The organism is Xanthobacter albus (genome assembly GCF_043194895.2).
GTDB lineage: Bacteria > Pseudomonadota > Alphaproteobacteria > Rhizobiales > Xanthobacteraceae > Xanthobacter.
Window position 1 is genome coordinate 3778899 of sequence record NZ_CM195532.1, and the last position, 15462, is coordinate 3794360.

General features: G+C 66.8%; 16 protein-coding genes. All 16 read right to left on the bottom strand.

Annotated features, from left to right (window positions below; translation table 11 throughout):
- Positions 1–58: 58 nt before the first annotated feature.
- Positions 59–550: a chemotaxis protein CheW gene (locus V5F75_RS17010; RefSeq protein ID WP_394033969.1), complete on the bottom strand. Its 492-nt coding sequence runs from the start codon at positions 548–550 to the stop codon at positions 59–61.
- On the bottom strand, positions 547–3498 hold the full coding sequence (locus tag V5F75_RS17015) for a hybrid sensor histidine kinase/response regulator (RefSeq protein ID WP_394033970.1): 2952 nt from the start codon (positions 3496–3498) through the stop codon (positions 547–549). Before V5F75_RS17015 ends, V5F75_RS17010 begins: the two co-directional genes overlap by 4 nt.
- A 100-nt stretch (positions 3499–3598) precedes the next feature.
- Positions 3599–5275, bottom strand: a complete 1677-nt coding sequence (locus V5F75_RS17020; RefSeq protein ID WP_394033971.1) for a methyl-accepting chemotaxis protein — start codon at positions 5273–5275, stop codon at positions 3599–3601.
- A 33-nt stretch (positions 5276–5308) separates the two neighbouring features.
- Positions 5309–5803, bottom strand: a complete 495-nt coding sequence (locus V5F75_RS17025; RefSeq protein ID WP_394033972.1) for a hypothetical protein — start codon at positions 5801–5803, stop codon at positions 5309–5311.
- Complete coding sequence (locus V5F75_RS17030) at positions 5800–6183, bottom strand: hypothetical protein (protein ID WP_394033973.1); 384 nt, start codon at positions 6181–6183, stop codon at positions 5800–5802. The genes V5F75_RS17025 and V5F75_RS17030 overlap by 4 nt, the downstream gene beginning before the upstream one ends.
- A complete protein-coding gene (locus V5F75_RS17035) occupies positions 6180–6755 on the bottom strand; it encodes a rod-binding protein (protein WP_394033974.1) in 576 nt (191 codons plus the stop codon). The genes V5F75_RS17030 and V5F75_RS17035 overlap by 4 nt, the downstream gene beginning before the upstream one ends.
- A 50-nt stretch (positions 6756–6805) precedes the next feature.
- Positions 6806–7204 carry a hypothetical protein gene (locus tag V5F75_RS17040; protein ID WP_394033975.1) on the bottom strand — a complete coding sequence of 133 codons (399 nt, stop codon included), beginning with the start codon at positions 7202–7204 and terminating at the stop codon, positions 6806–6808.
- Positions 7205–7211: 7 nt separating this feature from the next.
- Positions 7212–7967 (bottom strand): flagellar biosynthetic protein FliR, encoded by a 756-nt coding sequence (locus V5F75_RS17045; RefSeq protein ID WP_394033976.1) that lies wholly within the window; start codon positions 7965–7967, stop codon positions 7212–7214.
- Positions 7964–10048, bottom strand: coding sequence for a flagellar biosynthesis protein FlhA (gene flhA, locus V5F75_RS17050; protein ID WP_394033977.1), 2085 nt, complete (start codon positions 10046–10048; stop codon positions 7964–7966). Before flhA ends, V5F75_RS17045 begins: the two co-directional genes overlap by 4 nt.
- Positions 10049–10178: 130 nt before the next feature.
- Positions 10179–10445 (bottom strand): flagellar biosynthesis protein FliQ, encoded by a 267-nt coding sequence (gene fliQ, locus V5F75_RS17055; RefSeq protein ID WP_394033978.1) that lies wholly within the window; start codon positions 10443–10445, stop codon positions 10179–10181.
- Positions 10442–10852, bottom strand: coding sequence for a flagellar hook assembly protein FlgD (gene flgD / locus V5F75_RS17060; protein WP_394033979.1), 411 nt, complete (start codon positions 10850–10852; stop codon positions 10442–10444). The genes fliQ and flgD overlap by 4 nt, the downstream gene beginning before the upstream one ends.
- A 54-nt stretch (positions 10853–10906) precedes the next feature.
- Positions 10907–11314 (bottom strand): flagellar biosynthesis repressor FlbT, encoded by a 408-nt coding sequence (gene flbT / locus V5F75_RS17065; protein WP_394033980.1) that lies wholly within the window; start codon positions 11312–11314, stop codon positions 10907–10909.
- 8 nt (positions 11315–11322) lie between these two features.
- Entirely contained in the window at positions 11323–11670 is a 348-nt protein-coding gene (gene flaF / locus V5F75_RS17070) for a flagellar biosynthesis regulator FlaF (protein WP_394033981.1), read from the bottom strand.
- A 20-nt stretch (positions 11671–11690) separates the two neighbouring features.
- Complete coding sequence (locus V5F75_RS17075) at positions 11691–12740, bottom strand: flagellar hook-associated family protein (RefSeq protein ID WP_394033982.1); 1050 nt, start codon at positions 12738–12740, stop codon at positions 11691–11693.
- 5 nt (positions 12741–12745) lie between these two features.
- Positions 12746–14200 carry a flagellar hook-associated protein FlgK gene (flgK, locus tag V5F75_RS17080; RefSeq protein WP_394033983.1) on the bottom strand — a complete coding sequence of 485 codons (1455 nt, stop codon included), beginning with the start codon at positions 14198–14200 and terminating at the stop codon, positions 12746–12748.
- Between the two features lie 25 nt (positions 14201–14225).
- Positions 14226–15428 carry a flagellar hook protein FlgE gene (locus V5F75_RS17085; RefSeq protein WP_394033984.1) on the bottom strand — a complete coding sequence of 401 codons (1203 nt, stop codon included), beginning with the start codon at positions 15426–15428 and terminating at the stop codon, positions 14226–14228.
- Positions 15429–15462 lie beyond the last annotated feature (34 nt).

Consider the following 15462-nt stretch of genomic DNA (forward strand, 5'->3'; position numbering starts at 1 on the left):
CCAACTCATCCAGCCCGCGCGCGCCCTCGCCCGGCGCGACGCGGGGTCGCCAGTCACCTCAGTAGCTGGCGGCCAGCGCCGGCCGCACGGTGCCCGCGCCGCGCAGCACGGAATCCACGTTCAGGATCAGCATCAGCTCCCCCGACAGGCGGTGGACGCCGGCGGCCACCGCCGCCCAGCGCGCATCGAGGTTTGAGGGGTTCGGCTCGCGCTTGGCGGCGTCCAGCCCCAGCACCTCGCCCACATTGTCGATCATGAGGCCGAAGGCCTCGCCGTCATGCTCGATACCAACGGCCATGCCTTTGCCCTCCGCCGCCGGCAGGCCGAGCAGGGAGCGCATGTTCAGCATGGTGACGATGCGCCCGCGCAGGTTGAGCACCCCGGCGATGGCGGGCGGCGTCAGCGGCACGCGGGTGATGGCGTCCGGAGCGAACACCTCGTGCACCATCTGGATGGGAAGCCCGAACAGCTGCGAGGCGATCCGGACCGTGACGTACTGCTGATGGGTGCCCACGGAGGCACCGACCAGGGCTGGAACATGCTCGCTCATGCGGCGGCTCCCTGTCGTCCGGCGAATTCCTTCAGGGCCTCGATGAGGCCGGCACGGTCATAGCGCGCGACATAATCGGTGAAGCCCGCCGCGCGTCCGCGCTCGATGGTGTCCCGGTCGCGGGCCGCGCTGACCGCGATGATGGGCAGGTCGCGGTTGCGCGGGTCGTCGCGCACCGCGGCGGCGAGGGCGAAGCCGTCCATGTCCGGCAGCTCCAGGTCGCTGACGATGGCGTCGAAGTCCTGCTCGTCGCTGAGACGGTCGAGCGCCTCACGCGCCGAGCTGCAGGTGGTGACGTCGTAGCCGTTGCCCTTCAGCACCGGCGCCAGCAGGTCTCGGTGGAAGGCGCTGTCGTCCACCAGCAGCAGCTTCGGCCGTGCGGTCGCCCGCGTGAGCTGCTCGAACCGCTCGCCGAAGGCGACATTGATGTAGAAGCCCACGTCGAGGATCTCGGTGGCCTGGCCGGCCACCACGGCCGCCCCGAGCACCTCCGGCATGCCGGAAGGCGAGAGCTCCATGTCGAGCGGCGTTTCCACGATGTCGACGATCTCGTCCACCAGAAGGCCCATGACCCGGCCATCCGCCGAGAACACCAGCATGGGCTGGGTGCCGTCCTTCACGCGGCCCACCTCCTCGTTGGCGTAGAGCACGGGGATGAGCGCGCCGCGATACTGGATAACCGGATAGCCCTTCACCCGCTCGATGCCCGCCACATCCAGCTCCTCGATGCGGGTGACGAGGCCCAGCGGCACCGCCTTCGGCTCGCGCGAGCCGGCGCGGAACAGCAGCAGCGACGTGCGTTCCTCCACCGCCTTGGGGTGGGTTTCCTCGGTCGCCTTGAGCTCCATCTCCGACGTCTCCGCGCCGCGGGCGGCCGCGCCCTGGGCAAGGCCCGCCGGATCGACGATCATGATCACCCGCCCGTCACCCAGGATGGTGCAGCCGGAAACCATGGGCACCTGCCGCAGGATGGAGGACATGGGCTTCACCACGATCTCCTCCGTGTGGGAGACCGCATCCACCACCACGCCGAAGGTCTCGCCGCCCACGCGCAGCACCACGATCAGGGCGTCCGTCCACTGGTCGTTCTGCTTGCCGTCGCGCTCGGTCGCGAGGCCGAGCAGCGAGCCGAGGGCGACGATGGGCAGCAGCTTGTCGCGCAGGCACAGCACCGGCACGTCGTTGAACCAGGTCACGGCATGGTCGGTGCCGGGCTGCACCCGCACCAGCTCCACCACCGCGCTCTGCGGCAGCGCGAACCGCTCCTCCGCCGCCCGCACGATGAGGGCGGGAACGATGGCCAGGGTGAGCGGGATCTTGATGACGAAGGCGGAGCCCTGCCCCACCTTCGAGTGAACCTCGATGGTGCCGCCGATGGCCTCGATGTTGGTGCGCACGACATCCATGCCGACGCCTCGGCCGGACACGCTCGTCACCTTCTCGGCGGTGGAGAAGCCCGCCTGGAAGATGTAGCGGAACGCCTGGACGTCCGTCATCTTCGCGACCTCGGCCTCGGTGGCCAGGCGCTTCTCCACGATCTTGGACTTGATGCGGGCCACGTTGAGGCCGCGCCCGTCGTCCGCGATCTCCACGATCACGTGCCCGCCCTCGTGATAGGCGGACAGGCGGATCGTGCCCTTCTCGGATTTGCCGGCGGCGCGGCGCTCCTCGGCGGTCTCCAGGCCATGGTCCGCAGAGTTGCGGACCATGTGGGTGAGCGGATCCTTGATCTGGTCCAGCACCTGCCGGTCCAGCTCGGTGTCCGCGCCCACCAGCTCCAGCTCGATGTGCTTGCCCAGCTCCTGGCCGAGGTCGCGCACGATGCGCGGCAGCTTCTGCCAGGCGTTGCCGATGGGCTGCATGCGGGCGCGCATCACCGCGTCCTGCAGCTCGCCGGTGACATTGGAGAGGCGCTGCAGGGAAACCTTGTACTCCGAATCACCCTCCTGCCGGGCGATCTCCATCAGCTGGTTGCGGGTCAGGACCAGCTCCGACACCATGGTCATGAGCTGTTCCAGCACCCCGACGCTGACGCGGATGGTCTGGTTCGACAAAGCGGAGGCATGTGCCTCCTCCGCGCCCGTGGGAACGCCGGTCGGGCGCGCCGCCGCGCCCTGCGGCGCAGCCGGCGGATGGGTTTCCTTCACCGCGACCGCGCCCGAGGCCGACACCGGCGCGGGGACGGATGCGGTGCCGGACGATGCGGTAGGCTGGGCCGCGCCCGCATCGGCTCCGGCCGACTTGCCGCCGGAGGATTTGGCGCCCTCCGACTTCGCGGCGTCGGACTTCGTGACCTCCGCCCTGGGCTCATCCGCCTTGGGCGCTTCGGCCTTGGCGCTCTCGGCCTTGGCAGGCGCGGTGGGCTTCGCGGAAGCCGCGGGCTTCGACGCAGCCTTCTTCGGCTTGTCCTTGCCGCGCGCCGGCAGCTCCACCTTCGTCTCCTGGAAGAGGCGCTCCAGCTCGTCGAGGGAAATCTCGCCGGGAAGCAGCTCCCGCTCGAGCTGCTGGGGCGCGGCTTCCACCGTGGACACCGGCGGCTCGGGCGCGGGTTCCGGCTCCGGCGGCGGCACCTCGGCCGCGGCCATGGCCTCCAGCTCACCGATCAGGTCGGTGTCGTGGCCCTCCGGCTCCTGTCCGTTCGCCTCTTCGATGGCGCCCAGCATCCACTTGATGCGATCGATGGTGGCCAGCACGAGGCTCACCGCCTCGGACGTCACCGGACGGCCGTCGCGGAACTTGCCCATCAAGGTCTCGGCGGCGTGGGCCAAGGTGGCAAGGCGCGAGAGGCCGATGAAGCCGCAGGTGCCCTTGATGGTGTGCACCAGTCGGAAGATGTTGTTCAGGATTTCCGCATTGTTCGGATCCTGCTCGAACTTGACCAGCTCCATGTCGGCCACGTCGAGACTTTCGTTCGTCTCCGTCAGGAATTCCTGCAACAGGTCGTCCATCGCCTCAACTCCGGGAAGACAGGTGGGGCCTGCCCGCTCTTTGCCGATTTTCCTGCGCCGCCCCCCGCGGCGCAGGCCATGTTCCCTAGGTCCGCGCCGATCAGGCGGCGCGCACTCTCTCGATAAAGGCCGTGACCTGACTGCGCAAATGCGTGGCCTGAGACGAGAGGTCGCTTGCCGCGTTAACGATATCGCCAGAAGCCCGTCCCGTATCCGCCGCCGCGCTGCTCACGCCGGAGATGGACGCGGAAACCTCCTGCGTGCCCTGCGCCGCCTGATGCACGTTCTGCGCGATTTCACCGGTGGCAGTGCCCTGCTCCTCGATGGCGGCGGCGATGGCGCTCGAGATCTCGTCGATCTTGCGGATGGTGCCGCTGATCGCCTCGATGGCGTGGACCACCTCGTCGGTGGCGCGCTGGACCTCGCCGATCTGGCCGGAGATTTCCTCGGTCGCCTTCGAGGTCTGCTCGGCGAGGCTCTTCACCTCCTGGGCCACCACCGCGAAACCGCGGCCGGCATCCCCGGCCCGCGCCGCCTCGATGGTGGCGTTGAGGGCGAGCAGGTTGGTCTGCGAGGCAATGTCGGTGATGAGGTTCACCACCTGGCCGATGCGCCCGGCGCTGGTGGCGAGCCCGCGCACCACTTCCACCGTGCCGTTGGCCTGGGAGGTGGCCTCGCGGGCCACCTTGGCCGACGTGGTCACCTGGCTGGAGATCTCCCGCACCGACGCCGCGAGCTCCTCGGCGGCCGAGGCCGCCGTCTGCACATTGCTGGTGGCCTGCTCCGCGGCCGCCGCCACCACGGTGGACTGGCGAGAGGTCTCCTCCGCCGAATCACGCATGGAGCCGGCATTGCGCTCCAGCACGCCCACCGCGTCCGACACCGTCCGGACGACGCCGGTCACGGCGCGGTCGAACTCCTCCGCGAGACGGTGCATGCTCGCCCGCTTCTCCTCGCCCGAGCGGGTGGCGGCCACCTGCTGCTCGCTGCGCAGATCCTCGGCCGCGCGCAGCTCGTCGCGCAGGCGCTCGGTGGAATTCCACAGGTCGCCGATCTCGTCCTTGGAGCGCTTCTGCGCGAGGGCGACGCCGAGATCGCCGGCGGCGAGATTCTGGATGGCGGTCGACACCTGCTGGATCGGGCGGCTGAGCTTCAGCGTGCCGATGTAGAGGGCGACGCCCACGCCCGCCAGCAGCCCGACCACCGTGAAGGCGAGCAGCATGGTGAGCGTCCACTGCCGGGTCTGCGCCTGTTCCTCGCGCAGCGGCTCGAGCTGGTTGCGCACCGTCGAGGTCACCCGCTCGAGGCTCTTCTGGAGCGCGGTGCGCACCGCGACGTTGGCGGCGAGGCCGCCGCCTGCGGTGTAGGCCGCCTGCGGCCCCTCGGACTGCACCGTGCGCAGGATGGTCCGGCAAAGATCGACGAAGGCCTGGATATCGTCACTCAGCTTCTGCACGTCCGCCATCGCCTCGGGCGGCGTGACGCCCTTCAGCGCGTTGAGGTCGTTGCTGAGCTGGGTGAACGCCTTCTCGGCCTCGTTCGCGGCCACGCGCACGTCCGCGTCGGATCTGGCGATATAGGTCCCGCGAATGTTCACGGTGGTCATCGCCACATCCTTGCTGAGCCGCTCCGTGAGGAACGCCCGCTGCCACACGGCATCGAGGCGCTCGGCGACATTGGACACCGCCAGCACCCCGATGATCGACACCGCGCAAATGGCCACCGCCGTCACGCCCAGCACCGCGACGATGGAATGGATCTTCCCAGCGATCTTCATCTGCCCCCGCCCCTTATATTTTATGTCTGTGTACTATTTGCGTTGGCGCTCCCCATCCGCCGCGCCCGGCGGCGGGCCGCTGCGCAGGTCGGTCTTGTCGACATAGTTCAGGGAGTCCACCAGCACCTCGCGCACCACATCCCCGTTCAGCCGCGCGTTGGTGGCCTGCCGGATGCGCTCCAGCATCTCCGGCAGGTTGTACTTGGACATCTTGCCGCTCTCGATGCGACCGTTCACGTAAATGTCCTGAAACGCCGCGTTCACGGCGAAGATGCTCGGGTCCACGGACATCTTGCGCAAGAGGCTGGCGTCCGCCGTGAACACCAATTTCGCGAGCACGTAGCCCTTCACCTGCCCATCGATCACCATCGGCACCGTGATCACCGGGAGGCGGCGATATTCGAGGCCGGAGAGATAGGACTCATCCGCCTTGCCATGCTCCGTACCCGTCACCCAATAGGCGGCGGCATAGGTCGAGGCCAGCGCGACGACACACACCCACACGCCGATGATGATGAAGCGAATCATGTCCGCTTCTCACCGTAGCCGAGGGCTGCGGAATAGGTGCCGTCAGACTCCGCCTCGCGCATGGCGCGATCGAGAATGGCCGCAACCTCCTGCGCCGCCGAGAGCTGGACGGACAGGAGATAGCTGTTGCGCTCCAGCTTCTTCTTCAGGCCCGCAACCCGCTCGGCCAGGTCGGGATCACCGCCCGGCGGCAGCGCGCGGACGGCGCGGCTCAGCTCCAGAAGACACCGGCTCTTGCGGCGGTTGATCTCAGCCATGTCGAACGGCGCATGCGCCTCGAATGCTGAAATCTCCTCGTCGAGGGTTTCCTCCAGATGGTCGATGGCACTGAGCAGAGTAGCGACCGCGGGACTCACCGCGTCGCGGGACGAAACGCTCATGACCCCTCCCCGGTCGCTCCGCCGGACCTGCGGGCGGCGGCGCGGGCAAGGTTGGCGGCGATGCCGATGCCGCCTGCATTGGCGATGGATTCACCCATCTTCTCGGTCAGCATGGTCTTCCATGTGGAGCCGGCGGTGCCCTTGCCGAACACGCTGGTGGTGGCCGGCATCATGGTGTCGAGGAACTTGGCGAGCACCATGCCCTCGAACTTCTTCAGCGCCGCCGCCTGCGGCTGCGCGGTCGCGAACTGGTCCACGGAACGGCCGCTGAGGGCGTGGGCATTGCGCAGCGTCGTCAGGCTGGTGCCGGAAAAGGAGAGGCCAGCGGGAATCATGGAGAGAGCGCGCGCACGCGCCTGCTCGTCGTCGCTCACCGAGACGCCTTCGGGCTTGTCGGCCGCCCCGGCGTTCGAGGCGCCGCCCGAGGCCCCCGTCTTCGTCATCGTCGCGCTGAACTCGGCCGCGCCGCCGGCGGAAAGCGCCTGCAGCTTGTTGACGACCTGGCGGACCCGCGAGGTGTCCGCGTTCTTCATGACATCGACGACAAGATCGGTGGGCGGGCTGATGCCCATGACGGCCGCTCCCGTAGAACCGTGAACTGAATAATGCTGAAGCGCTATGCTTATGTGAGGCTTGCATCCCGCCGCCGCAGCGCGCTCGTCTCCGCGATCTCGGCGGTGAGGCTGCGTTCCTCGGCGGCGTGGGCGTCGCGGCGCGCGCCTTCCTCCATGTGCTCGGCCCGCTTCACGGCCAGCGCCTCCTCCTTCACCCGCTGCTCCTGCGCCTGCCGGGCGGCTTCCACCTGCTCCGCCTGGACTGCCACCCGGTTCAGGTGACGCGCCGCCTGCTCCAGCAGCAGGGGCCCGAACAGGTCGTCGGTGAGGGTCGCCAGCAGCGCGCGGCGCTGCTCCTCGAGCACCTCGCGCTCCCGCGTGACCGCCGCCAGCCGCCACTCCGCGGCGCGCTGGAGCTGCTCGCGCACGGCGCGGATCCGCTCGGCCTTCCTCAGACGCTCCTGCATGCTCACCTCACTGCGAGCGCAGCCATGTGCCGAATGCCATCATGAACAGCGCGAGCAGCTGCGATACGGTCATGTACAGCAGGAACAGCCCGGCCCCCGTGATGAACGGCGTGGCGATGAAATACACGGCGATCTGCGGCGTGAACTTGTTGACGAGCCCGATCGCGATGTTGATCCCGATCGAATAGAGCACGAACGGACTGGCGATGCGAAGCGCCACCACGAAGCTCTGCGTGAACTGATCCACCACATTGGCCAGCGCCACGCCGAAGCTGAACAGCTCCCCCGGCGGCAGGCGGCGATAGCTTTCGAGCAGCCCGCGCACCAGCTCCAGGTGCAGGTCGGAGATGAAGAAAAGGGCGACGGCGCAGAAGGTGAAGAAGGTGGTGAGCGAGGGCAGCGAGTTGCCATCGTCCACCGACATGCCCGCGATGCCCGCCACGCCCACCGCCTGGGCGGCGAAGTTCATGAGCGTCTCCAGCGCCGCGACGTAGATGCGCACCAGGAAGCCCAGCAGCGCCCCCATGAGGAGCTCGGCGCAGATGGCCGCGAGAAGCCCCGCCACCGTGGCGTGCGCCACCCTGGGCGCCACCGTGCCATACATCACCGGCACGAAGGCGAGGCTGAGCGCCACCGCCAGGAACAGGCGCACCTGGGCCGGCATGTTGCGGCCGCTGATGCCGGGCAGCATCATGAGGCAGGCGCCGATGCGGCAGAAGACCAGCACGGCGACGAGCACAGCGAGGCTCGCCGCCTCGTTCATGAGATGGTTCCGAGCGACTTGATCTCGACGCCGCGGGCGATCTCCACATGGGACAGCACCGGCAGCGCCGGGAACATGCGCTCCACGATCATGCGCACATAGGGCCGCGCGTCCGGCGCCGTCACCAGCACGAAGGAGCCGCCGGCCTTCATGCGCTCGCGGATGGCGGCGCCCGCCTCGGCTCCGAACTGCTCCACCAGGCGCGGATCGATGTCGAACTCCACCACCTCGCCCTTGGCGTCGCGCTTGAGGCTCTGGTGGAAGGCGAGATCCCACTTGCTGCCGAGGCGCAGCACGCTCAGCACGCCGTTCTCCGAAAGGTCGCCGCAGATCTGCTGCGCCATGCGCATGCGCACATGCTCGGCCACCTGCTCCGAACGCCGCGCATGGGGCACGATCTCCGCGATCGCCTCCATGATGAGGTTGAGGTTGCGGATGGAGACGCGCTCCGCCAGCAGCAGCTTCAGCACCGCCTGCAGGCCGGAGGAGGAGATCTGCGAGGGGCAGATGTCGTCGATGAGCTTCTTGTACTCGGGGTCGAGCCGATCCAGCAGCGCGCGCATGTCCTTGTAGGAGAGGAGCTGCGGCAGGTTGTTGGCGATCACCTCGGACAGGTGGGTGAGGATGACGGTGAGGTTGTCCACCGGCGTGAAGCCCTCGCGCCTCACCTCCGCGCCGTAGGCCTCGGCCACCCACACCGCCTTCATGCCGAAGGCCGGCTCGCGCACCTCCTCGCCCGGCACGTCGGGCTTGGGCCCGTCGCCCACCACAACGAGCGATTCGCCGATGCGCATCTCCTGCGCCGCCACCACCGTGCCGTGGATCTTGATCTGGTAGCCCTTGGTGGAAACCTGCAGGCTCTCGCTCATGCGGATTTCCGGCACCACGAAGCCGTAGCGCATGGCGAACTTGCGCCGCATCTTGCCGATGCGGTTGGTGAGCTCGGTGGGCGTGCGCAGCACTTGTCCGGCGAGCTGCTTGCCCACGCACACCTCGATCTCCGGGGTACGCAGGCTCTCCTTCACGGATTCGCGCGCCTCCCGCTCCTTCTGCTGGCGCTCCGCCTCCGCCTTCTGCGCCTCGACGGCCTGCTTCTTGGCGAGCTGCTTGGGGATGGAATAGCCCACGAACGCCATGATGCCGCCCAGCAGCGCGAACGGCAGAAGCGGCAGTCCCGGCACCACCGCCATGCAGAACATGAGGCCCGCCGCCACGAACAACGCGCGCGGATACGCCCCGAGCTGGCCGAGCACGGCCGCCTCGGCGCGCCCGCGCGTGCCGCCCTTCGACACCAGAAGACCCGCCGAGAGCGAGACGATCAGCGCCGGAATCTGCGCCACGAGGCCATCGCCCACGGACAGGCGGGTGAAGATGTTGGCCGCGTCGCCGATGGGCATGCCATGGCGCGTGACGCCGATGATGATGCCGCCGAAAATGTTCACGGCGATGATGATGAGGCTCGCCACCGCCTCGCCGCGCACGAACTTCGACGCACCGTCCATGGAGCCGAAGAAGGCGCTTTCCTCCTCCAGCTCCGCGCGGCGGCGCTGCGCCTCGCGGTCATCGATGAGGCCGGCGTTGAGGTCGGCGTCGATGGCCATCTGCTTGCCGGGGATGGCATCGAGGGTGAAGCGCGCGCCCACCTCGGCGATACGGGTCGCGCCCTTGGTGATGACGAGGAAGTTCACCGTGATGAGGATGGTGAACACCACGATGCCGATGACGAAATCGCCGCTCATCACGAGCTGCGAGAAGCCGGCGATGATAGCTCCCGCCGCATGCACGCCGTCGCTGCCGTGCGCGAGGATGAGGCGCGTGGTCGCCACGCCCAGACCAAGGCGCAGCATCGTCGCGATCAGCAGCACCGTGGGGAAGGCGGAGAATTCCAGCGGCTTCGTGATCCAGAGCGCGACCATGAGGATGAGCACGGACAGCGCGATGGACATGGCGAGGCCGATGTCGATGAGCACCGGCGGAATCGGCAGGAACAGAACGCCGAGGATCGCCACGATGCCCATGGCGAACCCGATATCGCGGCGCGACCTGACCTCGGCAGTGTTGGAAGCGGGGATATCGGCCATGCGATCAAGCTCCGCCCGGAACCGGGGCCCCTGAAACGTCCTTGCGCGGCATAAACACCTGTTCGCGCCGGAGAGAATGAATCAAAGCGAAAACCCGGGACCCCGGGCGACCCAGGCTAAGCCGAGGCCCTTAATAGCCCGTCGCGATACGGGCATAGACCTCCTCCGTGAAGGCCATGATATGCGAACCCATGAAGGAGGCGGTCAGCGCCGCGACGGCCAGCACCGCGAGGATCTTGGGAATGAACGTCAGCGTCATTTCCTGGATCTGCGTCAGTGCCTGGAACAGCGCCACGAACAGGCCGACCGCCATCGCGATCGCGACCGACGGGCCGGCCGCGACCAGCACCGTCCAGATGGCGCTGTTGACGAGATCCAGCGCGTCCGCTTCGTTCACGATCCGCTCAGCTTCACGCCGGACTCGATGGTCACGGTCTTGCCGCTGCTCAGCGTCGCCACCACGCCGTCGCTGGTGATCTGCACCGAGGACACGGTCCCGGACACGGTCCCGTCAGCGGACGTGAGCGTCTTGCCGATGGCGGAATCCGCCGTCTGCAAAGCCGAGGCGGTGAACATCGCATCAAGCTTGCTGTTGGTGGTGATCTGCTGCTCCACCTGCGAGAAGGAGGCGAGCTGCGACAGATAGGCCGTGGAATCCATGGGATTCGTCGGGTCCTGATTCTGAAGCTGGGCCACCAGGAGCTTCAGGAAGGCGTTGTAGTCCACCGTGGTCGCGGACGCCGCCGACGACTTCGTCGTGGAGGAGGTATTCGTCGTGCTGGTGGTGCTCGAGACAGTGGTCATTGCGGCATCCTTCCCGTCGTCGCACATGCACCATGAAGATCGGACTCGATCATCTCAGGCCACTTCGGACTGCGGCGCGGCAGCGCCGCCGATGATGGCGTCTTCCAGCTCGAACAGCTGGCGCAGCTGGCGCAGCGCGTCGAAGCAGCGGTCCTCGCGGAGCAGCCCGTCCAGCGCCTTCAGGTGCGCCAGCATTTCCTGGTTGGAATAGGCGAGCATCACCGCGGTGAGATGGTTCACGGCCAAGCGCCGTGCCTCGGCCGCGCTCACCGGATCCGTCAGGACCGACTGGACGATGAAGTAGAGCTGGCGCAGCGGCGTGGTGGTGTCCTGCACCTGCATCACGTGGCCTTCAAGAAGGAACACCGCGTCGTTCAGCAGTTCCAGGGTGACCTTGCGGTCGGCGCAGAACACCGCGCCGTTAAGGTACATCCGCTCGCCGGCCTTCAACGAGATATGCATCGGCTTGTTCATTTCAGCCCGTCCCTGATGGTGCGGTTGACATCGATCAGAAGGGAGACGTCCCGCGAAGGATCAACGAGGATCCGGTCCGCCTCCTGAATGATCCAGAGTCCGAGCGAGGCCAGATTGACCTTCAGCGCCTGCGGCAGCTCGTTCTGGGAATCGGCAAGATCGGCGATGAAGAAGCGCCAGAGCTTCTGCATGTCGAGCAGCGCGGAGCGCATTTCCGGCGAATTCGGCACGCCCGCCTTCGCCTGGAGCACCATATCGATCGCCTGATCGAACGCCATGCGTTCGCGATCGCGCCCCGCGGTTCCAGCTTCGTCGAGGATTTCCGCATATGCAAATTTGTACATGGCGACCCTCTTGCGTGGGATCAAACGTAATTGAGAAGGGACAGCTGCATCAGCTTCGCTGTCGTCGAATAGGACATCTGCAGCTGCGTCGTCATATTGTCGAGCCTGGTCTTGGCCTCAGCCGTATCGACACCTTCGAGGGAAGTTATTTTCGAGTCGACCAACGTGCTCGCGCTCGATAGAACTTCATTCGACTGGGTAATGCGGTTCTGAGTCACGCCCAGACTGGCGCTCTCCCTCGTGAGCTGCGAAACCGACGCGCCCGTCAGGGTCCTGGCCTTTTCGATCACCGCCTGCTGCGTCTCCGCCGCCATGCCGGTCAGGCCCAGCTTCGACACCATGGTAAGCGCCATGGTGAGGTTGCGGACGGCATCGATGTTCGTGGTGGTGGAGATGTTCGCCCGCTGGGTGCTGGAAACCTGGCTCGTCAGCGGCTGGTCCGAGGCATTCGACCAGGTCGTGCCCCAGGCCGGATCCGCGAACAGGTTCGCGAACGCCCCGTCCAGGAACGTGTTCATCTGGTCCGCCGTGATATTCACGACGGCGGGATCCGACGCTGGGTCCGTGGGATTGAGGCCGAAAGCGGTCGCGAACGCCGCCTTGACCGCCGCTTCCGGCCCATTCTCATAGGACACCATGGGCGCCACGGAGCTGTTCGTGCCGGCGAACAGGTAACGCTGACCATCGGAGGTGTTCAAATTGTCGATCAAGGTCGACAGGGCATCTCCCGCCTGCGAGACGACGTTCTTGTTGTCTCCGCTGGACGACGTGGCCGTAACGAGCTCCTGCAGGATGCTGTTGGCATTGGTCCGCACCTGCGAGAGCACGGTCTGCGAGCCCTTCACAACCGTGGACGCGAAGGTATTGCTATTCTGCTGCGCATCGATGGCCGCCTTGGTGGCGTATAGCGATACGCTCTGGCCCGTCTTGAGGCCGAGCGTCAGGCCCACATCCGCGTGGCGACCGGTCGCGACTTCGGCTGTGGTCTTGGAAATCTCGCCCTGAAGGCGCGACATCGTGCTCAGCGCGCTCGTCGTCCAGGACAAGGTGGAGATGTAGGAGCTCTTCATCGGCGTCACCCAATCGCGCTGAACAACTGATTGTAGAGATTGTCCACGACGCCGATCAGCTTCGAGGACGCCGTGTAGCTGCGCTCCAATTCGAGCTGCAGCGCATACTCGTTATCGAGATTGACGCCGGTGGCTGACGAAAGAGCGGTGGAGGTCTGCGAAAGAATGGCGCTCTGTGCGTCGAGCTTGGTGGACGTCGCCGAACGCTGCCCTTCGAGCCAGCTCACGGAGTTCGATGCGAAGCTCTTGAGGCTCGTGCCGCTCTCGAGCTGCGTGCTCGCGGCGTAGGTCCGCGGCGCCGCCAGATTGCTGACCAAGCCGGAAAGGCGCACGGCATAGCTCGCCTCGGAATTAGTATTATAGAGGTAGTTGCTGCCATTCATGCCGCCATCGCGCAGCGCGAAGGCGGAACCGCCCTCGCTCGGGACAGCCGCGGCATTCACCATGATGCGGCCGGCGACACCGGAACCGGTGCTGGCCCCGGAATCGACCGTGAACAGGCCGTTCATCGCCGGCAGGCCACCGCCGCTCTGGTCGGTTTCCTTGAACGCGTCAACAAGCCCCCCGGCCACCGCGTCGAGCTGGGACTGGTAGGTGACGGCGACATCGTCGCGCAGCGTGGCATAGCCGACGATCGCGCCCGACTTCAGCGCCATGGAGGTGCTGGCGCCGGGCCCGGCCACCGCGACGCCATCCACATAGACGGCATTGCCGGAAGTGGACGTATCGAACGAGGGCGTGGCCGAGAAGGTCACAGTCCGCGCCGACTTGTCGAACAGGGTGACGCCGCTGTCCGTGTAGATGGCCACATCGTTGTTGCCGCGGGTGAGGGTGGAGATCCCCATCTCCTGCGACAACTGGGCGAGGATGGCGTCACGCTCGTCGAGGGAGCCGGTGACGTCCGCGCCGGTGGCGGTGCCCCTCACCACGGCATCGTTCGCCGCCTGGAACTTCGTCAGCAGCTCGTTCACGTGGGAGACCGAGGTGGCGATGCCGGTGTCGGCATCCGCGCGCACCTGCTGAACCGTGTCGGTCGCGTCATTGAGGGACTGCGCGAGATCCTGCGCGGCACTTACCGCGGCCCCCGCCAGCGCCTGATCGTCGGGCGCGTTGGCCGACGCCGACAGAGCCGTGGAGAAGGCCCCGAGAAGCGCCGCCGGAGACGATTCGCTCTTCGTATCGCCAACGGTTTCGTGAAGCGTCTTGAGACCGTCGTTGACGGCCGAAAGCTGAGCACTCGACGAAGTGGCGGATAGCATCCGGTCGAACAGAGCGGAATCTGAGGCACGCGTGATGTTGACCACCCGCGTGCTGCCGTCGCTCGCGGTCGTCACCACGGCGATCTTCCTGGACGCGGAAGAATTGTCCGCCGCGGCGATGTTGCTCGCCGACACCGACAGCCGCGTGGACGTCGTCTGCAACGACGTCCGGGCGGTATTGAACGCGGCGCTCAGGCTCATGGCGATCCCCCGAAACCTTCGTCGATCAACGCTTGAGGTTCATGAGCACGTCGAGAAGCTCCGCGCCGGTCTGGAAGACCTTGGAGTTCGCCGTGTAGTCGCGCTGCGCCACGATCATGGTGGTGAGCTCGTTGGCGGTGTCCACCGTCGAGTTCTCGGTCGCGCCGGAAATCACGGAGCCCTGCCCGTTCTGCTCCGCATTGGCGATCTGCAGGGCGCCGGACTTGGTGTTGGTGGTGTAGGCGTTGCCGGTCAGCGGCGTCAGGTTGTTCGGGCTCGACACATAGCCGAGCGGGACGGTGAAGATCGCGAACTTGTCGCCATCGGCGTTCACCGCATAGACGGTGCCGTCGGTGTCGATGGACACGTCCGTGAGCACCGAGGCAGCAGTCCCGTCCTCCGTGTTCGTGAGGATGGTGAAGCCCATGTCCTTCTGCTTCATGCCGGACAGGTCGAGCGACATGGTGGTGGTGACGGTCGGATCCTGCGAGTTCACCACCGGGATCGACAGCTTCGCCGGAGCAGCGGGCAAGGTCATGTTGCCGGAGCTGTCGAACTGCAAGGTCTGGGTGGTCGTGGTCACGTCGCCGCTCACGGTCAACGTCCACTCGCCGGTGTTCGTCGTCTTCTGGAAGGAGAGATTGACGGTCCGCTCCGCGCCGACAGCGTCATAGACTGTCTTCGACACCACATAGGGGGCGGTGGTGCTGGTGGCGGAGATCGGCAGGTTGGCGGAGAACACCCCGCTCGTGGTCGCCGCGGCGGTCACGGTCGCGTTGTTGATGTTCACGGGCACGAGCGCGGCGGTGCCGCCGGCGCCGGTGCTCGGCACAGGATAGCCCATGAGGGTATAGCCCGCCCCGTTCACGAGGTTGCCGGTGGAGGCGTCCTTTCGGAAGTCACCGGCGCGGGTCATCGCGATCTGGCCCGAGGTATCGGTCACCAGGAAGAAGCCGTTACCCTGGACGGCGAGGTCGGTATTGCTCTTGCCCACGTAGTCGAGCGCGCCGCGCGCATCGATGGCATAGCGCACCGTGGTCTTCACCGAGCCGGACTGATAGTCGCCGCTGCCCGCCTGCGACTGGAGCATGACCGAGGAGAACTCGGCGTCGGCCGCCTTGTAGCCGGTAGTGCTCGCATTGGCGATGTTGTCGCCGACCGTGCTGAGGAGATTCGACTGCGCGCCCATGCCGGACACGCTCGTGCGCATCATACCGTAAAGGCTCATTTCGCTAGGCTCCCGAGGGCAGCGGCCGCGTCAG